Origin of the sequence: Streptomyces sp. GS7, assembly GCF_009834125.1 — a bacterium.
Taxonomy (GTDB): Bacteria; Actinomycetota; Actinomycetes; order Streptomycetales; family Streptomycetaceae; genus Streptomyces.
Genome location: NZ_CP047146.1, coordinates 1,523,101 through 1,542,975 on the forward strand (window position 1 = coordinate 1,523,101; position 19,875 = coordinate 1,542,975).

Sequence of the window (19,875 nt, forward strand, 5' to 3'; positions counted from 1 at the left end):
TGGTGATCGCATATCCCTGACATGAACCGTTCACCGAAAGAGTGGCGAATCGCGTGACCGTCACATCCAACGCATTCACCGCTCGTGAGGTGCCGCGCATCGGCGCACCGGCGCAGCGCGTCACCACGCAGCGCACCGCATCGCCACAGCAGGGGGTTACATGAGAGCAAGCCGTACCAGATCGCCGCGCGCCCGTGCCGGTCTGGCCTGGGCAGCGGCGCTGCCGCTGGTCGCCGGAACGCTGGCGCTGGGCGCGCCGGCCGCCGACGCCGCAGGCCACGACGGGGGTCGGCACGCACTGCAGGGCACCAAGCCGCAGTGGGCCACCGACCAGGCCGACCAGGGTGCCGCCGCCGACTCCACGGGCGTCACCGCCCGGGTCTACCTGGCCGGCCGCGACGCCAAGGGCCTCGCGGAGTACGCCAAGGCCGTGTCGGACCCGCACTCCGCCGCGTACGGGAAGTACCTGAGCCCCGCCCAGGTGCGTGCCCGCTACGGTGCGACGAAGGACCAGATAGCCAGGGTGACCGCCTGGCTGAAAAAGTCCGGCCTGACGGTCACCGGAACCACCAACCGCTTTGTCACGGTCAAGGGCGACGCGGCTGCCGCCCAGCGGGCCTTCGCGACCGACCTGCACAACTACCGCAAGAACGGCCACACTTACCACGCGCCGTCGGCCACCGCCTCCGCTCCCGGCTCGGTGTCCGACGCGGTCCTGACGGTCACCGGCCTGGACAACGCGCCGCGGTTCGCCCAGCACCACTCCGCCCAGCTGCCGCCGCCCTCCCCGGTCTTCCGCAACGCCGGGCCGTTCTCCTCGTACTACGGCTCCCGGACGAACACCGGCCTGCCGTCGGCCTTCGGGGGCAAGGCGCCGTACGCGATCAAGGGCTACACCGGCAAGCAGCTGCGCGCCGCCTACGGCGCGAAGAACTGGACCGGTAAGGGCGTCACCGTCGCGATCACCGACGCGTACGCCTCGCCGACCATCGCCAAGGACGCGGACACCTACGCGCACCGCAACGGCGACCCCCGCTACCGCAAGGGCCAGCTGTCGCAGGTGCTGCCCAAGGACTACACGCACATCGCGGACTGCGGTGCGGCCGGCTGGTACGGCGAGGAGACCCTCGACGTCGAGGCCGTCCACGCGGTCGCCCCGGCCTCCGACATCGTCTACGTGGGCTCCGCCTCCTGCCAGGACGACGACCTGCTCGACTCGCTCGGCAAGGTCGTCGACGGCCACCTCGCCGACATCGTCTCCAACTCCTGGGGCGACGTCGAGGCGAACGAGACCCCGGACGTGGCCGCCGCCTACGACCAGCTCTTCCAGCAGGGCGCGGTGCAGGGCATCGGCTTCTACTTCTCCTCCGGTGACGACGGCGACGAGGTCGCCAAGACCGGCTCCAAGCAGGTGGGCACCCCGGCGAACTCCGCATGGGTGACCGCGGTCGGCGGCACCTCCCTGGCCATCGGCAAGGGCAACACGTACCAGTGGGAGACCGGCTGGGGCACCCAGAAGTCGGTGCTCTCCAAGGACGGCGACTGGACCGACTTCCCCGGCACCTTCAACGGCGGCGCGGGCGGCGGCACCAGCAAGAGCGTCCCGCAGCCCTTCTACCAGCGCGGTGTCGTCCCGGACGGGCTGGCGAAGGCCAACGGTGGCAGTGCGATGCGGACCGTTCCGGACATCTCGGCCGTGGCGGACCCCAACACCGGCTTCCTGGTCGGCCAGACCCAGACCCTGCCCAACGGCAAGCTCGGCTATGACGAGTACCGCATCGGCGGCACCTCCCTGGCGGCGCCGGTGATCGCGGGTGTCCAGGCACTGGCGACGCAGGCCCGGCACGGCGTCGCCATCGGCTTCGCCAACCCCGCCATCTACCAGCGCTACGGCACCGCCGCGTACCACGACGTCACCGACCACCCCCTGGGTGCCGGCCGTGGCCTGGCGGTCGTCCGTGTCGACTATGTCAACGGGGCGGACGCCGCCAAGGGCACCACGACGTCGCTGCGCACCCTGGGGCAGGACAGCTCCCTGCACGCGACCGTCGGATACGACAACGTCACCGGCGTGGGCTCGCCGGGCGCCGGATATGTGAGTTCCTACCGCCCCTGATGCCAGGGGCCTGCACTACCGCTCCGCGTGATCCGTGACCTCCTGGGCACGGCGGTGGCGGAGCGTGGCGCAACGGGCGCGGGGCTCGCGCCGGGGAAACCCGGGCGCGGGCCCCGTTGCCCCTGCGGTACCCTGGCGCCATGTGTGCCGTACGCCTTCTGCTTAGCGGGCCGCGCTGACTCAGTCCCGACCGGGCCATGTGCTGTGGCCGCCCGGATCGGCATCGGCGCGGCGTCCCCTCCTGTGTGAGGGGCGTTTTTGTTTCGGCAGGAACCGTGTCCGCAGCAGCCGCAGGCAGAGACGATCGATGGAGCTTTGAGGACGATGAGCGAGACGACTTCGGCTGCCGAGGTGGCAGCGCCGCACCGCTATACGGCCGCGCTGGCCGCCGACATCGAGGCACGCTGGCAGGACTTCTGGGAGGCGGCGGGGACCTACGAGGCCCCGAACCCGAAGGGCGGCCTGGCCGGCGACGCCGAGCTGGTGGCCCGTCCCAAGAAGTTCATCATGGACATGTTCCCCTACCCCTCGGGTGCGGGGCTGCACGTCGGCCACCCCCTGGGCTTCATCGCCACCGACGTCTACGCCCGCCACCAGCGCATGACGGGCCACAACGTCCTGCACACCCTGGGCTTCGACGCCTTCGGGCTGCCGGCCGAGCAGTACGCCGTCCAGACCGGCACCCACCCGAGGGTCTCCACCGAGGCCAACATCGTCAACATGCGGCGCCAGCTGCGCCGGCTGGGCCTGGGCCACGACCAGCGCCGCTCGATCGAGACGATCGACCCGGCGTACTACAAGTGGACCCAGTGGATCTTCCTGCAGATCTTCAACTCCTGGTACGACCCCGACGCGGACGCGGCCCGTCCGATCGACACCCTGGTCGCCCAGTTCGAGGCCGGCACCCGGCAGACGCCCGACGGCCGTCCCTGGAGCGAACTGAGCCCGATCGAGCGGGCCGACGTCCTGGGCGGGTACCGCCTGGCGTACGCCTCGGACGCGCCGGTCAACTGGTGCCCCGGACTGGGCACCGTGCTGGCCAACGAGGAGGTCACCGCCGAGGGCCGCTCCGAGCGCGGCAACTACCCGGTCTTCAAGTCCAAGCTGCGCCAGTGGAACATGCGCATCACCGCCTACGCCGACCGGCTGCTGAACGACCTGGACGCGCTGGACTGGCCGGAGGCCATCAAGCTGCAGCAGCGCAACTGGATCGGCCGCTCCGAGGGCGCCCGGGTCGACTTCCCCGCCGGCGACGACAAGATCACCGTCTTCACCACCCGCCAGGACACCCTGTTCGGCGCGACCTACATGGTGCTGGCCCCTGAGCACCCGCTGATCGCCGGCTCCGACGACGGCACCGGCTCCATCGTTCCCGACGCCTGGCCCGAGGGCACCCACGACGTGTGGACCGGCGGCCACGCCACCCCCGCCGAGGCCGTCGCCGCCTACCGCAAGCAGGCCGCCGCCAAGTCGGACGTCGAGCGGCAGGCCGAGGCCAAGGACAAGACCGGTGTCTTCACCGGCGTCCACGCCACCAACCCGGTCAGCGGCGAGCGGATCCCGGTCTTCATCGCCGACTACGTCCTGATGGGCTACGGCACCGGCGCGATCATGGCCGTCCCGGCCCACGACACCCGCGACTTCGCCTTCGCCCGCGCCTTCGAACTGCCGATGCGCTGCGTCGTCGAGCCCACCGACGGCCGCGGCACCGACCCCGCCGCCTGGGACGACGCGTTCGGCTCGTACGACGCGAAGCTGGTCAACTCGTCCCACGGCACCATCTCGCTGGACGGCCTGGGCGTGGCCGAGGCCAAGGCGAGGATCACCGACTGGCTGACCGCCGGCGGCATCGGCGAGGGCACCGTCAACTTCCGGCTGCGCGACTGGCTGTTCAGCCGCCAGCGCTACTGGGGCGAGCCGTTCCCGATCGTCTACGACGAGGACGGTGTGGCGCACCCGCTGCCGGCCTCGATGCTGCCGCTGGAACTGCCCGAGGTCGACGACTACTCGCCGCGCACCTTCGACCCGGACGACGCCGACACCCGGCCCGAGACCCCGCTGTCCCGTAACGAGGACTGGGTCGACGTCGAGCTGGACCTGGGCGACGGCCGCGGGGTGCGGCGCTACCGCCGCGAGACCAACACCATGCCCAACTGGGCGGGTTCGTGCTGGTACGAGATGCGCTACCTGGACCCGAAGAACGACGGCGCACTGGTCGACCCGGACGTCGAGCAGTACTGGATGGGCCCGCGCGAGGGCCAGCCGCACGGCGGTGTCGACCTGTACGTGGGCGGCGCCGAGCACGCCGTACTGCACCTGCTGTACGCCCGCTTCTGGTCCAAGGTGCTGCACGACTTGGGGCACGTCTCGTCCGCGGAGCCGTTCCACAAGCTGTACAACCAGGGCATGATCCAGGCGTACGTCTACCGGGACACCCGCGGTATCGCCGTCCCGGCGGCCGAGGTCGAGGAGCACGACGGAGGCGTCTTCTACTACGAGGGCGGCAAGGTCTCCCGACTGCTGGGCAAGATGGGCAAGTCCCTGAAGAACGCCGTCACGCCGGACGAGATCTGCGCCGAGTACGGCGCGGACACCCTGCGCCTGTACGAGATGGCGATGGGCCCGCTGGACGTCTCCCGCCCCTGGGACACCCGCGCCGTGGTCGGCCAGTACCGCCTGCTGCAGCGGCTGTGGCGCAACGTCGTGGACGAGGCGACCGGTGCGGCCACCGTCGCCGACACCGAGCCGGACGAGGCCACGCTGCGGGCGCTGCACAAGGCGATCGACGGTGTCACCCAAGACATGGCGAACCTGCGGTTCAACACCGCCATCGCCAAGATCACCGAGCTGAACAACCACCTGACGAAGGCGGGAGGCCCGGTCCCGCGCACCATCGCGGAGCAGCTGGTGCTGCTGATCGCCCCGCTGGCCCCGCACATCGCCGAGGAGCTGTGGCGCAAGCTGGGCCACACCGACTCGGTGGTGCACGCGGACTTCCCGGTGGCCGACCCGGCGTACGTGGTCGACGAGACCGTCACCTGCGTCGTCCAGATCAAGGGCAAGGTCAAGGCCCGGCTGGAGGTCGCGCCGTCGATCTCCGACGCGGACCTGGAGACCGCCGCGCTGGCGGAGCCGGCGGTGGTCGCGGCGCTGGGCGGCGCGGGCATCCGCAAGGTGATCGTCCGGGCGCCGAAGCTGGTGAACATCGTTCCGGCGTAGCGGGCGCCGGCGCACTGGGTGAGGAACTCGACGAGGAACTTGACCAGAAGCTGGTCGAGGGGCTGGACGAAGGAGCTGACGTAGCGGGCCGCCGGCCGGGCACCGGTGGGCGAGAGGTCGCCCAGGTGGCCGGCCGGGTGGCCCGCCGACGCCGACCGGTGGCCGGCCGGCGTGTGGCCGGTGTGCGGACAGCGGCCGTCCACGGCTCCGGTCCTCCGGGCCCCGCCCGGCGGCTGACCTGCGGGAACGCCGTCCGGGACGGCCTCGTCTCGGGGTGCGCCACCATCGATCTAGGGGCTTTCCCCTACGGGCAGGTTGGGGGTCCGTTCGGAACCCTCGACCTGCCCTGGGCGTTTACCGTGGAGGTACGGGCGCCGACGCGGAGTCGGCGCCGCCGACACCTCTGGGGAGCGTCCATGGAAGCCGCTGTCGCCGTCATCGGGTTGCTCTTCGTGCTGTTCGTGGCGGCCGGGGTGTTCCTCACGGTCAAGGCGGTGCAGGCGGCCAAGCGCGGGGTGGACCGCAAGGTCGCCCAGGCCCGCCGAACGGTCGAGGACACCACCCTGCGCGCCCGTCAGTTCACCCAGCCCGGTGCGGTCGGCGAGCTGGCACAACTGCGGCTGTCCCTGCGGACGTCCATGCGGTCCACCCAGGAAGTGCTGCGCACCGGCTCCTCGGACGACGCCTCGCTCGGCGAGGCGGTCGGCCTCTTCGAGCGGCTCAGCGCCCACGGCCACGAACTGGACGACGAGCTGCGGCGACTGGAACGGGAGCCCGACAAGGCCACCATCGCGGCCCGGCTCCCCGAACTCCGGGAGCGCACGGAGCGGATCACCCACTCCGCGGAGTCGCTGCGCTGGGCCGCCTGTGACCGGGCCCGCAAGTTCGCCGACGACGACCTGTCGGCGCTGACCGACCAGATCGACGTGGAGGTGGGCGCACTACGGCACTGGACGGCGGACGCCCCGGAGAGTGGGCCCACGCGGACGGGATCGGGGGCCGGTTCCGGTGCGGGTTCCGGCTCGGGCTCTGACTCCGACTCCGGTTCCATACCCGGTGCGGCAGCGGGTCCGGGTGCCGGCGCGGCCGGTGGGGCCGGTGGGGCCTACTCGTGGGGGCCCTCGGGGGAGGAGGCTCCGGCGATCACCGCCCCGGATCCGCGTACCCAGCGGTCGTATCCGTGGGAGAAGCCCCTGCGGGAGGAGACCCAGCGGGAGAAGACCTGACGCGCGGAGGGACGGCGGGACACGGGCCGCCTGGCGTTGTGAGCTTCGCGGCGTCCGGGCTCCCGGGTTCTCGTGATTCCGAGCCATGGAGGTGTCGGGGCTTTGAGGTTCCGAGGCTCTGCGGCTCTGAGCCTGTGTGCTTCTACGTAGCTGCGCTCTTGCGCTTCTGCGCTTCTGCGCTTCTGCGCTTCTGCGCTTCTGCGCATCCGTGCGTCCGTGCTTCCGTGTTTCTGAGGCCCTCTGTGTCTCTGCGGCTTGAGGCTCTGGTGGGGCCGGGTGGGGTGGGGGTGGGTGGGCAGGGGGGAGGGGGAAGAAGAGCACCAAACGTTGAAAGCGGCGGTCCGGGGATCTCCGTCACCCCGGTCTCCTGCCGGTGGCTGTCGGCCCGACGGCCGGTGAGCCATGGGGTCTTGCCGGTGAGCTATGGGGTCTTGGCAGAGCCTTGGTGAAACCTGGAAGATCTTGGGGAGGGGCCCGGACTGTCGGGCGTTCGGATCCCCGGATAATCTCCCAGTCATGTCCCGCCATGTCGCGATCGTCACCGATTCCACGGCCTACCTGCCGCGGACGGCTATCGAGCGCCACCGCATCACGGCCGTACCGCTGACCGTCGTCCTGGGGGACCAGGCCCTGGAGGAGGGCACCGAGATCTCCGCGAGATCCGTCGCCCAGGCGCTCCAGAAGCGCCGGCCCGTGACGACCTCGCGGCCGAGCCCCACGGTGTTCGCCGAAACCTACCGCGCGATCGCGGCGGAGGGGGCGGGCAGCATCGTTTCGCTCCATCTCTCCTCGGAGTTCTCCGGCACCTACGACGCGGCGGTGCTCGCGGCGAAGGATGCCCCCGTGCCGGTACGGGTCGTGGACACCGGAATGGTGGCGATGGCGCTCGGGTTCTGCGCCCTGGCCGCTGCGGAGGCGGTGGAGGGCGGCGGGGACGCGGACGACGCGGTGGCCGCGGCGGAGAAGCGCGCCGCGGGTACCTCCGCCTACTTCTACGTCGACACCCTCGACTATCTGCGGCGCGGCGGCCGGATCGGCGCGGCGCAGGCACTGCTCGGCTCGGCGCTCGCCGTGAAGCCGATCCTCCAACTCGCCGACGGACGGATCGAATTGCTGGAGAAGGTCCGTACGGCTTCCAAGGCCATCGCGCGGCTGGAGGAGATCGCCGCGGAGCGGGCGGGGGAGGGCCAGGTCGATATCGCCGTCCACCATCTCGCGGCGGCGGAGCGCGCGGACGCGCTGGCCCAGCGGCTGCGGGAGCGGGTGCCGGGGCTGAACGAACTCCATGTGAGCGAGGTCGGCGCGGTGATCGGCGCGCACACGGGCCCGGGGCTATTGGGGGCTGTGGTGTCACCGAGGTGAGGGACGCGGCAGGTGCGTCCGGTGTGGGCCGCGCTTGCCCGTAAGGGTGACGGAGTTATCCACAACTCGATGGTTATCCACGGTATTTGACGCAGATCGGCGAGATTCGCGCGCCGTGCTTACCGTCGAGAGCTATGAGCACTTTCCGATCTGCGTCTTCGTCGGTCTCCCCGTCCGCCTCTCCATCCGCCTCCCCATCCGCCTCTTCATCCGTTTCTTCGTCAGTTCCGTCGCGGGCTTCCTTCCCTTCCGCGATCTCCTCCTCTGCCACTTCCTCTGTCCCCTCCTCCGGTCCTTCCGCTGTTCTTCCCTCTCCCGTTCCCTCCTTCTCGGTCGTTCCGTCCATGCGAGGGCGGCGGGAGCGGGAGCGACTGAGGGAATGGAAGCGGGAGCGCATGCGGGTGCGTGCCGCCGCGATCTTCGGCGCGGAGCCGGAGCCGGAGCCGGAGCCGGAAGCGGAGGCGCCGGCAGTCGCAGGAGCGGACGCGGATTCGGACGGCGGTAACGATGCGCCCGCAGACGCAGACGCAGACGCAGACGCCGGCGTTGACGTAGACGCGCGACCCAGTGCCGGTCCTCGTGCCGCCGCCAGCCCTCAGGCCCCTGCCGGTGCTCCCGGCGCGGCCGATACGCAGGGTGCCATCGGAACGTGGGGCGCTGCCGATGCGGATGCGCACACGGGGCGGGGCGGCGGGGTGGGGAGGCCGGCCGGCGATGGCGCCGGGGCGGATCCACCGCATGCCCATCGTGCGCCGCCGTCGCGTGAGCACGATCCGCCCGGCGTGCGGCGGCCGGGGCGGGTGTGGTCCGCCGTACGGGAACGGCTGCCGTTGTGGGTGCAGTTGAGGTGCGGCACGGACCCCAAGGCGCTTGCCGCGCTGGCCGTGGTGCTCGTGGTGGCGATGGGCTTCGCCGTTCAGCACTTCTGGGCCGCGCGACCCGAGCCGGTGGGCGCCCCGACCGCCGAGCGGGCCGCGCCCGCGGCGCCCGGCCCCGCTGGACGTTCGTCGTCCCGGCAGCCGTCGGCGGCGAACGGTGCGTCCGCTGCCTCCGTTACGGGCGGGCCGCCGGGTGCGGCCGGTCGGATGGTGGTCGTCGACGTCGTGGGGAAGGTGGGGCATCCGGGGATTCACCGGTTGCCGGCGGGGGCGCGGGTGATCGATGCGCTGGATGCCGCGGGCGGAGTGCTCCACGGCGCGAGCACCCACGGGTTGAACCGGGCTCGGCTGCTGACCGACGGCGAGCAGATCGTGGTCGGCGAGGAGGGCGGCGGCAACGCCGGCGGTGGGGCCGGCGGTGTCGGTGGTGGTGTCTCTGGGGGCGGGCCGCAGGGCGGTGGTGCGGGCGGGCCGGTGAGTCTCGGTACGGCTACGGAGCAGCAGCTCGACGCCCTTCCCGGGGTGGGGCCCGCCCTCGCTCGCCGCATCATCGAATTCCGTACCCAGCACGGCGGGTTCACCTCCGTCGACCAGCTCCGTCAGGTGCCCGGTATCGGTGATCGGCGGCTTGCCGACCTGCGCCCTCTGGTGGAGCCATGACGATGACGACCAGCCGTGATCCGGCCGACCGCGTGGACGCCACTCCCGGCTCCGTGCCCGCCGATCGCGACCAGGCGGACGTGTCGGAGCGGCGGCAGCCCGGCCCGGCCGACCTCCGGCTGGTGGCACCGGCGCTGGCCGCCTGGGCGGCTGCCGCGATCGGCCTGGACGCGCCGGGCGGTGGCGTGGCCGTGGCCTGTGCGGTGGCGGTGGCGCTCGCGGCCTGCGCTCTGTGGAGGGCGAAGGCCAGGGAAGGCCCGTCCGCGGTGGGCGAGGACCGGACGGCGGACCGCTCGCGCCCGGCTCGCATCTGGTCCGCGGGGGCGCTCGTCGCCGTGGCGGCGGTGCTGCTGTGCGCGGCGGCGGGGGCGGCGTCCGGGGCGCTGCACGCGGCGGAGGCACGGAGCGGTCCGCTGCCGGTCTGGGCACAGCGGAACGCCCGGCTCACTGTGGAGCTGGAGCTGACCGGCGACCCACGGATGACCCGGCCCAAGGTGCGCGGGTCGCAACGCACGCCACCGTCACTGGTGTTCACCGCCGATGCCGTCCGTGTCATGGCACCGGACGGGTCGGTCACCGCCGTCCGCACCCCGGTGCTCGCCGTCGTCCAGCAGCACGATGCACGGAAAGGCTCGGGACACGGTGCCGGGGACGATTCAAGGGAAGGGGAGGGGGCAGGGCAGGGGCCGGGGGATGGCTCGGAGGAACGGGGTGCGGGTGGCCGGAAGTCCGCGGGCGGAGGCCCGGCCGGTGTGCCGGACGCGTCGGGGACGGGAGGCCGGGCCGAGGGATCCGGCGGGGCGTTGCCGGAGTGGCGTGGGCTGCTGCCGTCGACGCGTATCCGGGTGGCGGCCCGTGCCGTACCGCCACTGTCGTCGGCCGAGCCGGTCGCCGCGGTGCTGCGGATCACCGCCTACGGGCCGCCGCGCACGGTCGGCCCGCCCTCCGCCCTGCAGCAACTGGCCGGGAAGCTGCGTGCCGGGCTCCGGGAAGCCACCGAGGGCCTGCGTCCGGATGCCAGGGCGCTGCTGCCCGGCCTCGTCGTAGGCGACACCTCCCGTGTGCCACAGGACCTCGACGATGCCTTTCGGGCCACCGATCTGACGCATCTGCTCGCCGTCTCCGGCAGCAATCTGACGATCGTGCTCACTCTCCTGATCGGCCCACCACACCTGGCGGCCCGGGCCGAACGCCGCGGGCTGGCACGGCGGCTGGGACTTTCGCTGCGTGGTACCGCCCTCGTCGGCGGCGGGCTCGCCTTGATGTTCGTGGTCGTATGCCGCCCGGATCCGAGCGTGCTGCGGGCCGCCGCCTGCGGGCTGATCACGCTGCTGGCGATCGGCACCGGCCGACGGCGTTCGCTGCTTCCCGCACTGGCCGCTGCCGTCCTGCTGCTGGTCCTCTATGACCCCCGGCTTGCCCGGAGTTACGGTTTTCTGCTCTCCGTCCTGGCCACCGGCGCGCTGCTGCTGCTCGCCCCGCCGTGGAGCGACGCCCTCCGGCGGCGCCGGGTGCCGCCCCGGCTCGCGGAGGTGATCGCCGCCGCGGCGGCCGCCCAGGTGGTCTGTTCCCCGGTGATCGCGGTCATCGCGGCGCGGGTGGGGCTGGTCGCGGTGCCCTGCAACCTGCTTGCCGAGCTGGCCGTGGCCCCCGCGACGATCCTCGGCTTCGCGGCCCTCGCCGCCGCTCCCGTCGCCCTCCCGCTCGCTCAGGGGCTGGCGTGGTGTGCGGGCTGGCCGGCCGGGTGGATCGCCTGGGTCGCGCGCACGGGAGCGGCGCTGCCGGGGGCGGAGTTCGCCTGGCCGGGCGGCTGGGCGGGCGGGCTGTCGCTCGCCGCCGCCTCCGTGGTGCTGCTGGCGGTCGGCCGCCGGGCACTGCGCCGGCCCTGGCTCTGCGTGCTGTGCGCGCTGGCCCTCGTTCTGGCGGTGTGCCGTCCCGCGCCGCTCACCCGCATCCTGACCGGCTGGCCGCCGCCGGGCTGGCGGATGGTGGCCTGCGACGTCGGGCAGGGCGACGGCCTGGTGCTGGCCGCCGGGGACGGTACGGCACTCGTGGTGGACACCGGGCCCGACCCGCGCGCCATCGACCGCTGCCTGAGCGAACTCGGCGTCCGGCGCATCCCCCTCCTCGTCCTGACGCACTTTCACGCCGACCATGTGGACGGGCTTCCAGGGGTGTTGCGCGGCCGTTCGGTCGGCGCGATCGAGACCACGTCGCTCCAGGAACCGTACGGCCAGGTCCGGTCCGTGCGTCGGGTGGCGGCGGACGCGCGGGTTCCGGTGACCGTCGCCGTACCGGGGGAGCGGCGCCGCCTGGGCACGCTGACCTGGGAAGTGCTCTGGCCACCCGCGCCGTTCGCCCCGCCGGTCCCGCCCCTGCCATTCCCGATGTCGCCGGTTCCCTCACCGCCCATGCCCCCACGGCCGGTGCCCCCACTGGTACCCGTGGCATCGCGCGTCACCGGCGCTGCACCCGGCACCGCTGGGCTCACCGGCCCCAACGACGCCAGCGTCACGCTGCTCGTCCGTACGGGGGGTCTGACCGTGTTGCTGCTCGGTGATCTCGAACCGGGCGCCCAGCAGGCCCTGTTGGCCGCTCATCCGGAGCTGTCCGCGGTCGACGTCCTCAAGGTGGCGCACCACGGATCCGCCTATCAGGACCCCCAGTTGATACACCGCCTGGCGCCGCGGCTGGCGCTGATCTCCTGCGGTGCCGGAAATCCGTACGGGCATCCGGCGTCCCGCACGATCGCGGCGCTGCGTGGCCAGGGCGCACGGGTACTGCGCACCGACACCGACGGGGCCCTCGCGGTCCTGGGCACCCCGGCCAAGCTGTCCGCGGTGGTCAGCGGACGCCGTTCCCTTCGCCGGACGGGCTCCGCCAGACGTCGCCGCCGCCGGGACCACCGTCCAGGGGAGGAGCCGGCCGTCGACCCCGCCTCGGCGCCCGTTCCATCATGGAGAGGACGCAGATCCGATGGAGAGGACACACTTCTGATGCACGCCGACCCCATCGATCCCATCAACAGCATCGACCCCATCAACCGCATCGACCCCATCCACCCTACGGATCCGACGGCCGTCACCGAGGCGCCTGACGGCAGGGGCGCGATAGGTGCGACCGGTGTGCCTGACGGCAGGGGTGCGATAGGTGCGACCGGTGTGCCTGACGACAGGAGTGCGACAGGCGTGGCCGGTGAGCCTGGGGCGCCCGGCACGACCGATGCGTCTCTCCGGTATCTCCGGCGGATAGGTGCCGACCGGCCCGCCGTGCCGGATGCCGAAGCGCTGCGGAGGCTGCATCTGAGCCATCTGCGGGCCGTGCCGTTCGAGAACCTCTCGATCCATCTCGGTGAGGAGATCGTGCTCGCGGAGGGCCCGCTGCTGGAGAAGATCGTCGGGGCGCGGCGGGGCGGGTTCTGCTACGAACTCAACGGAGCCTTCGCGATACTGCTCCGGGCACTCGGCTACGAGGTCGCACTGCTGTCGGCGCGGGTGTTCGGACCCGACGGGATCGGGATTCCGTATGACCACCTGGCGTTGCGGGTGCGGACTCCGACCGGGCCGTGGCTCACGGATGTCGGTTTCGGCAGGCACAGCCACTATCCGCTGCGGCTGGACAGTCGGGAGGATCAGGCGGATCCCGGGGGCGTTTTCCGTATCGAGGAGACCGACGAGGGGGATCTGGACGTTCTGCGGGACGGGGTTCCGCAGTACAGGGTCGAGCAACGCCCGCGGGCGCTCGCGGACTTCGAGGTCGGCTGCTGGTGGAACCGCACCTCGCCCCGGTCGCACTTCACCCAGTCGCTGGTCTGCTCGCGGCTGACCGAGACCGGCCGGGTCACGCTCTCCGGCCGTACGTTGCTGGTCACCGGGGCCGATGGTGCGCGCGAGGAACGTGAACTGGGCGCGGCCGAGGTGCTGTCCGCCTATCGCAGCCACTTCGGCATCTCGCTGGACAGGGAGCCCGTCGTCACCACGTTCACCGGTATCGACCAGAAGTAGATGCAGAGGCAGATGCAGAGGCAGATGCAGATGCAGGAGTAGAAGCAGCAGTGGTGGGGAGGGCGGAGGCCGGAGACCGGGAGCTAACCGAAGGGCGGGGTGGGGAGGGTGGGGAGGGGCTGGGGGCCGGGGGGGGGGAGGCCCCCGTCGGCGGCGGTGATCGGGGCAGGGAGCGATGCCCCCCCGGCGCTCGGTGACGGGTGCCCGGGCTGCCGCCGGTCGTCACTCCTCCTCGCGCCAGCCCTCGTACTCGGCGGCGAGGTCGTCCAGCCGGTCCGCGTCGTAGGCGGCCTCCGGGTCCTCGACGACCACCAGCCACTGCGCGTCCTCGGCGTCGTCCTCGCCGGCCAGCGCGTCCCGTACGAGCTGGGGTGCCTCGGCGACGCCGAAGCGTTCGGTCAGCGCCTCGGCGACCTCTTCCGCGGCGTCGCGGTCGGGGAGGACGAGGACGTGGCGCAGGTGATGTGTGTCGTTCACCGGACCATTGTCGGGGAGCGGTACGGCGTTCCGGGAAGCGGGCCGGAGCGCGGCCGGGCGGCTGTGCAGACGGGCCGCGGCGCAGACAGGCCGCGGCGCAAACGGGCTGCTGTGTGGGCGGGCTGTGGTGCGGGAGGCGATGTCAGTGGGGCGTGGGATGCTGGGACGCGATGGCCAGGAAGACAGCTAACGACGACCCCCTTGCCCCCGTCACGATCGCGGTGGGCCAGGAAGACCTGCTGCTCGAACGCGCGATGCAGCAGGTGGTGGCGGCTGCCCGGGCGGCCGACGCGGACACCGATGTGCGCGACCTCAGCTCGGATCAGCTCCAGCCCGGCACCCTCGCCGAGCTGACGAGCCCCTCGCTCTTCGCCGAGCGCAAGGTCGTGGTGGTGCGGAACTCCCAGGACCTGTCCGCGGACACCATCAAGGACGTCAAGGCGTATCTCGGCTCGCCCGCTGAGGAGATCACTCTGGTGCTGATGCATGCGGGCGCGGCCAAGGGCAAGGGCCTGCTGGACGCGGCCCGTAAGGCCGGGGCGCGTGAGGTGGCCTGCCCCAAGATGACCAAGCCAGCCGACCGGCTCGCGTTCGTCCGAGGTGAGTTCCGGGCTGCCGGGCGTTCGGCGACGCCGGAGGCGTGCCAGGCGCTGGTCGACGCGATCGGCAGCGATCTGCGGGAGCTGGCGTCGGCGTGCTCGCAGCTGGCCGCCGACGTCGAGGGCACGATCGATGACGCGGTCGTGGCGCGCTACTACACGGGCCGGGCCGAGGCGTCGAGCTTCACGGTCGCCGACCGGGCGGTGGAAGGCCGGGCCGCCGAGGCGCTGGAGGCGCTGCGCTGGGCGATCGCGACCGGTGTCGCGCCGGTCATGATCACCAGCGCGCTGGCCCAGGGCGTCCGAGCCATCGGCAAGCTCGCCTCCGCACCGCGCGGCGCCCGCCCCGGTGACCTCGCCCGCGAGCTGGGGATGCCGCCGTGGAAGATCGACCGGGTACGGCAGCAGATGCGCGGCTGGTCGGCGGACGGTGTCGCGACGGCGCTGCGCGCGGTGGCCGCGGCCGACGCGGGGGTGAAGGGCGGCGGGGACGATCCCGAATACGCCCTGGAGAAGGCCGTGGTGGCGATCGCCCGGGCGGCTCGCTCCCGGCGCTAGGGGAGGCGGGCGGCGGGGGAGAGCCGAAGGCGGCGCCCGACAGCGTTGCGGTGTGCGGGCGTGTAGGCGGGCGGGTCTGGCGTGCGGATGGGTCTGGCGCCGGATGTGGCGGTGGTCGCATGGTGCCGAGCCGACCGACCTCCCCGCAGGCTGCCACGACAGGCCCCACCCACAGGCCCCACCCACAGGCCCAACTCATGGGCCCAACTCATGGGTCCCACCCACGGGTCCCGCACGGTCACTTACGACGGGCCCATGCCGAGCCTCCCTCACAGGCCCCCAGCCGCTCGTGCCCCATGACGGGCGACTCGGCTGCGGGCCCCAACCAGCGGCGCCCGCAGCCGGGTTGCCCCGGCCCGCGCGCTACCCGGCCTGCCCGCCGCCGCTCACCCCTTCAGCCGGCGCAGCGTGTCCTTGGCGCTGGCTTCGAGCATCGTGGTGATCTGGTCGGTGGTCGGCGGCTTGCTGGTGGCGGTGCTCGACGTATAGCTGGACCAGGTCGACTGGTAGGTAAGCCAGCCGTCGCGGACGGCGAGGATGACGTAGGCGCCGGTGTTGTTGGAGGTGTCGTCGCGGGTGACCAGATACGCCTCGTCGCCGATGCCCGGTACGGACGCGACCTTGTAGTGGACCGACGTCTCCTGCTTCTCCCAGGAGCGGTAGTTGTCCGCGAATTCCGGGGCGGGGTCGGACTTCTTGTGCAGCGTGACGGCGTTGTAGAGCCAGGTCGAGGAGTAGCCGGTGCTTCCGGCGCCGTCCGGCGTCAGCGTGACGTTGCACCACATCGAGTCCATCGACGGCTGCTGGGTGCCGCTGTGCTGGGGGTTCTCCGTCGGCGATCCGGGCGAAGCCGAGCCGGTGGTCCCGCTGCTCGGCTTCGTCTGGAGGTGGGCGTTCTCGAAGGGGGTCATGGACGTGGCGGCGCAGAGGTCGCTCTTGTACGCGTAGCCCTTGAGGTCGGGGCTGGGCTTCGAGGAGAAGCCACCGGTGGCGAACAGCACGGATGCCCCGATGGCGGTGGCGGCGACCGCGCCGCCGAGGGCCCACAGCCAGCCGGAGACGCCGCTGCCCGTGCCGCCGGCAACGCCGCCGAGCGGGGCCCCTCCTGGTATGCCGGGTACCCCCGCGGCGCTTGTGGGTGCGCCTGGCGCGGTGCCTATGAGTGCGCCGGGCACCCCGGATATGCCGGGAATTCCCGGTGCTCCGGGTGCTCCCGGTGTCCCGGCGGTGCCGATCGCCGGATAGCCGTAACTGCCGGGCGCCTGAGGCGGCGCCCCGGCCGGCGGGTTCTGCGGCGCGTACGGATTCTGCTGGGCGGGCGGCGGGTTCTGCGGCGCGGGAGCCGGGCCGTAAGGACTCGGCTGCGGCGGGGCGTTGTAGGGATTGTTCTGGTCCCCCGTGTTGGACATGGCCGCAGCGTAGCGGGACATCGCCGACAGTCAACCCGCTTCGGAGGTATCCAGATATCGGGGATGGGAGCGAATATCCCGGACCATGTCGCCAGGCCCCTGACCCCCTGGCCCTCTAGCCTCTGAGGTCGTGTCGCCCGGCCCCTGGCGTTCGCGTCCCACCTCTGCCCGTCCCCCGCCGGACCTGCACGCTGTCCCAGGTCTGCCCGCCGCCCGACCTGCGCGCCGTCCCCCCCGCAGCCCCTGCGACCCGCACGCCATCCCGTCCCATCCCATCCCATCCCATCCCACCCCGGCCCGCGGCACCAGCTCCACCTCACCGCGTCCCCCCGCCGCCTCACACGGCGAAAAGCCCCGCCCTCGCCCCGGAGAGGGGCGGAGACGGGGCTTCCGTATCCAGCTTGTGTGGCTGCTTCGGCGATTCCGCCGAGCGAGCCGGGTGCGCCGCACCCGCGTGGCGAACGCAGGCCGCGTGCGGCGCGGTGGTGCACCGGTCAGGGAGCGGTGAGAGGGGCCGCTGAGTCCCTGGCGGCAGGGTGACCGCAGCTGGTGCGGTCAGGAAGAGAAGGTCAGCCCTTGAGGCCGGCGACCGTCTTGGCCAGCGCCGACTTCTTGTTGGCGGCGGCGTTCTTGTGGATGACGCCCTTGCTGACGGCCTTGTCGAGCTTCTTGGAAGCCTCGCGCACGGCGGTGGTGGCCTTCTCCAGGTCACCGGCCGCGACGGCCTCACGGGTACGACGGATCGAGGTCTTCAGAGCGGACTTGACAGCCTTGTTGCGCTGACGAGCCTTCTCGTTGGTCTTGATCCGCTTCATCTGGGACTTGATGTTCGCCACGAAAGAGCCTTTTCAGGTTCGTTGGAGTTTCGATGTGCGCCGCGCACGAGAGAGGGCACGAAGCGCAGTGGACCAGGTTACCAGCAGGGTTTATGGCTCCCAAACCGGGCTGGGGACCGCCTCCGGACCGGGATCGCCTCCGGACCAGGGATCGACTCCCGACCTTGGACCGACTCCCGACCTTGGACCGACTCCCGACCGGGGACCACCATCGCACGCGACCGCCCCCAACCGGCGACCGTTTCCTCACACGGCCCCGGTACCGCCCCGTACCAGCCCCGCCCGCCCCGGTACGGACCGCAGGCATCCCGGTACCGGCCACCGGCCACCGGCATCCCGGTACGGACCACAGGCGCCCCGGGCCGACCGCCCCAGCCAAGACCGCCCCGGCCAAGACCGCCCCGCCCCGCCCGTTGCCGACGCGCCCGCCCCGCCGCCGAAGCGTCCGCCCAACCCGCCGTCGACGCGTCCGGGTGGACCGGGCGGCCGCCCCGCGGACGCCCAAACCGCCCCACCCCCGTCGCTCATGGGACGATGGGGGAGACGTCGTCCGACACGAGATGACACACCCCGTACGACGCACCCCTGTCCCGCCTACCGCGTTCACTGAATGGATCCTGCGTGCCCGCGACCCCTACGAACGTGCCGGAGCCGAGCCGTACCGACCCGGCGCTCCTCCGTAACTTCTGCATCATCGCGCACATCGACCACGGCAAGTCGACGCTCGCCGACCGGATGCTCCAGCTCACCGGTGTCGTCGACCAGCGGCAGATGCGCGCGCAGTATCTGGACCGGATGGACATCGAGCGCGAGCGCGGCATCACGATCAAGTCCCAGGCGGTCCGGCTTCCCTGGGCGCCGTCCGAGGGCGAGGAGGGGAGTGGGACGACCCACATCCTCAACATGATCGACACCCCGGGCCACGTCGACTTCACCTACGAGGTGTCGCGCTCCCTCGCCGCGTGCGAGGGCTGCATCCTCCTCGTCGACGCCGCCCAGGGCATCGAGGCCCAGACCCTCGCCAACCTCTACCTGGCGATGGAGAACGACCTCACGATCATCCCCGTCCTCAACAAGATCGACCTGCCGGCCGCGCAGCCCGAGAAGTTCGCCGCCGAGCTGGCGAACCTGGTCGGCTGCGAGCCCGAGGACGTGCTGAAGGTCTCCGCCAAGACCGGCGTCGGGGTGCCCGAGCTGCTGGACCGCGTGGTCCGCGACGTGCCGCCCCCGGTCGGCGTCAAGGACGCCCCCGCTCGCGCGATGATCTTCGACTCGGTCTACGACGCCTACCGCGGCGTCGTGACGTACGTGAAGGTCGTCGACGGCACGCTCGGCAGGCGCGAGCGGATCAAGATGATGTCCACCGGCGCCGCGCACGAGCTGCTGGAGATCGGTACGAACTCGCCGGAGATGACGCCGGCGGACGGCCTGTCGGTCGGCGAGGTCGGGTACCTCATCACCGGCGTGAAGGACGTCCGGCAGTCGAAGGTCGGCGACACCATCACCCAGCTCGCCAAGGGTGCCGAGGAGCCGCTGGGCGGCTACAAGGACCCCAAGCCGATGGTGTTCTCGGGGCTGTACCCGCTCGACGGCTCGGACTACCCGGAGCTGCGCGAAGCGCTGGACAAGCTCCAGCTCAACGACGCCGCGCTGGTCTACGAGCCGGAGACCTCGGCCGCCCTGGGCTTCGGTTTCCGCGTCGGCTTCCTGGGCCTGCTGCACCTGGAGGTCATCCGTGAGCGGCTGGAGCGCGAGTTCGGCCTCGACCTGATCGCCACCGCGCCCAACGTGGTCTACCGCGTGGACATGGAGGACGGCAGCGAGCACATCGTCACCAACCCGAGCGAGTTCCCGACCGGCAAGATCGACAAGGTCCATGAGCCGGTCGTACGGGCCACGATCCTGGCGCCGAGCGAGTTCATCGGCGCGATCATGGAGCTGTGCCAGACCCGCCGCGGCACCCTGCTCGGCATGGACTACCTCTCCGAGGACCGGGTCGAGATCCGCTACACCCTCCCGCTCGCCGAGGTCGTCTTCGACTTCTTCGACCAGCTCAAGTCCAAGACCCGCGGCTACGCCTCGCTGGACTACGAGCCCACCGGCGAGCAGACCTCCGACCTGGTGAAGGTCGACATCCTGCTGCACGGCGACAAGGTCGACGCGTTCTCCGCGATCACGCACAAGGACAAGGCGTACGCGTACGGCGTGCGGCTGGTGGCCAAGTTGCGCGAGCTGATCCCGCGGCAGAACTTCGAGGTGCCGATCCAGGCCGCCATCGGCAGCCGGGTCATCGCCCGTGAGACGGTCCGCGCCATCCGCAAGGACGTCCTCGCCAAGTGCTACGGCGGTGACATCTCCCGTAAGCGGAAGCTGCTGGAGAAGCAGAAGGAAGGCAAGAAGCGGATGAAGATGGTCGGCAGCGTGGAGGTGCCGCAGGACGCCTTCATCGCGGTGCTGTCGTCGGACTCCGAGGGTGACGGCAAGGCGAAGAAGTAGGAAGAAGCAGGGCGAAGCAGGAAGAGGTAGGGGGA

General features: G+C 71.8%; 11 protein-coding genes and 2 pseudogenes. 9 read left to right on the forward strand and 4 right to left on the reverse strand.

Annotated features, from left to right (window positions below):
• Window positions 1-160: 160 nt before the first annotated feature.
• From GR130_RS06400 to GR130_RS06415, 4 genes are all read left to right on the forward strand, one after another.
• The gene (locus GR130_RS06400) at window positions 161-2,116 is read left to right on the forward strand and encodes a S53 family peptidase (RefSeq protein WP_159503801.1); all 1,956 of its coding nucleotides are present in this window, start codon (window positions 161-163) and stop codon (window positions 2,114-2,116) included.
• Between the two features lie 324 nt (window positions 2,117-2,440).
• Window positions 2,441-5,335 (forward strand): leucine--tRNA ligase, encoded by a 2,895-nt coding sequence (locus GR130_RS06405; RefSeq protein WP_159503802.1) that lies wholly within the window; start codon window positions 2,441-2,443, stop codon window positions 5,333-5,335.
• Window positions 5,336-5,751: 416 nt separating this feature from the next.
• Entirely contained in the window at window positions 5,752-6,561 is an 810-nt protein-coding gene (locus GR130_RS06410) for a hypothetical protein (RefSeq protein ID WP_159503803.1), read from the forward strand.
• 516 nt (window positions 6,562-7,077) lie between these two features.
• Window positions 7,078-7,923 carry a DegV family protein gene (locus tag GR130_RS06415; protein WP_159503804.1) on the forward strand — a complete coding sequence of 282 codons (846 nt, stop codon included), beginning with the start codon at window positions 7,078-7,080 and terminating at the stop codon, window positions 7,921-7,923.
• A gap of 73 nt (window positions 7,924-7,996) precedes the next feature.
• On the opposite strand, the gene GR130_RS40300 is transcribed toward GR130_RS06415, so the two are convergent.
• Window positions 7,997-8,269 (reverse strand): hypothetical protein, encoded by a 273-nt coding sequence (locus tag GR130_RS40300; protein WP_236572852.1) that lies wholly within the window; start codon window positions 8,267-8,269, stop codon window positions 7,997-7,999.
• A gap of 436 nt (window positions 8,270-8,705) precedes the next feature.
• On the opposite strand from GR130_RS40300, the gene GR130_RS40305 reads away from it, so the two are divergent.
• The 3 genes and pseudogenes from GR130_RS40305 to GR130_RS40310 all read left to right on the forward strand — a co-directional run.
• A complete protein-coding gene (locus tag GR130_RS40305; RefSeq protein ID WP_236572854.1) occupies window positions 8,706-9,461 on the forward strand; it encodes a ComEA family DNA-binding protein in 756 nt (251 codons plus the stop codon).
• A 134-nt stretch (window positions 9,462-9,595) separates the two neighbouring features.
• A pseudogene (locus GR130_RS06425) lies at window positions 9,596-12,310 on the forward strand (ComEC/Rec2 family competence protein); the annotation flags it as partial.
• 444 nt (window positions 12,311-12,754) lie between these two features.
• A pseudogene (locus GR130_RS40310) lies at window positions 12,755-13,465 on the forward strand (arylamine N-acetyltransferase family protein); the annotation flags it as partial.
• Between the two features lie 222 nt (window positions 13,466-13,687).
• Here GR130_RS40310 and GR130_RS06430 read toward each other — a convergent pair.
• Complete coding sequence (locus GR130_RS06430; protein ID WP_201304813.1) at window positions 13,688-13,942, reverse strand: hypothetical protein; 255 nt, start codon at window positions 13,940-13,942, stop codon at window positions 13,688-13,690.
• A 170-nt stretch (window positions 13,943-14,112) separates the two neighbouring features.
• Here GR130_RS06430 and holA point away from each other — a divergent pair, with 170 nt between their 5' ends.
• Window positions 14,113-15,099 carry a DNA polymerase III subunit delta gene (holA, locus tag GR130_RS06435; protein ID WP_159503806.1) on the forward strand — a complete coding sequence of 329 codons (987 nt, stop codon included), beginning with the start codon at window positions 14,113-14,115 and terminating at the stop codon, window positions 15,097-15,099.
• 386 nt (window positions 15,100-15,485) lie between these two features.
• Here the strand turns inward: holA and GR130_RS40315 are convergent, their stop codons facing one another.
• Together GR130_RS40315 and rpsT are read right to left on the reverse strand one after the other, a co-directional pair.
• On the reverse strand, window positions 15,486-16,508 hold the full coding sequence (locus GR130_RS40315) for a hypothetical protein (RefSeq protein ID WP_236572856.1): 1,023 nt from the start codon (window positions 16,506-16,508) through the stop codon (window positions 15,486-15,488).
• Window positions 16,509-17,077: 569 nt separating this feature from the next.
• On the reverse strand, window positions 17,078-17,344 hold the full coding sequence (gene rpsT, locus GR130_RS06445) for a 30S ribosomal protein S20 (protein WP_159503807.1): 267 nt from the start codon (window positions 17,342-17,344) through the stop codon (window positions 17,078-17,080).
• A 621-nt stretch (window positions 17,345-17,965) separates the two neighbouring features.
• On the opposite strand from rpsT, the gene lepA reads away from it, so the two are divergent.
• Complete coding sequence (gene lepA, locus GR130_RS06450) at window positions 17,966-19,840, forward strand: translation elongation factor 4 (protein WP_159503808.1); 1,875 nt, start codon at window positions 17,966-17,968, stop codon at window positions 19,838-19,840.
• The last annotated feature ends 35 nt before the right edge of the window (window positions 19,841-19,875 follow it).

What these genes read in the sequence shown, in the direction of transcription:
- GR130_RS06400 (WP_159503801.1), top strand. Translation starts at nt 161, where the DNA reads ATGAGAGCAAGCCGTACCAGATCGCCGCGCGCCCGTGCCGGTCTGGCC.
- GR130_RS06405 (WP_159503802.1), top strand. Translation starts at nt 2,441, where the DNA reads ATGAGCGAGACGACTTCGGCTGCCGAGGTGGCAGCGCCGCACCGCTAT.
- GR130_RS06410 (WP_159503803.1), top strand. Translation starts at nt 5,752, where the DNA reads ATGGAAGCCGCTGTCGCCGTCATCGGGTTGCTCTTCGTGCTGTTCGTG.
- GR130_RS06415 (WP_159503804.1), top strand. Translation starts at nt 7,078, where the DNA reads ATGTCCCGCCATGTCGCGATCGTCACCGATTCCACGGCCTACCTGCCG.
- GR130_RS40300 (WP_236572852.1), bottom strand. Translation starts at nt 8,269, where the DNA reads ATGGACGGAACGACCGAGAAGGAGGGAACGGGAGAGGGAAGAACAGCG.
- holA (WP_159503806.1), top strand. Translation starts at nt 14,113, where the DNA reads ATGGCCAGGAAGACAGCTAACGACGACCCCCTTGCCCCCGTCACGATC.
- GR130_RS40315 (WP_236572856.1), bottom strand. Translation starts at nt 16,508, where the DNA reads ATGTCCAACACGGGGGACCAGAACAATCCCTACAACGCCCCGCCGCAG.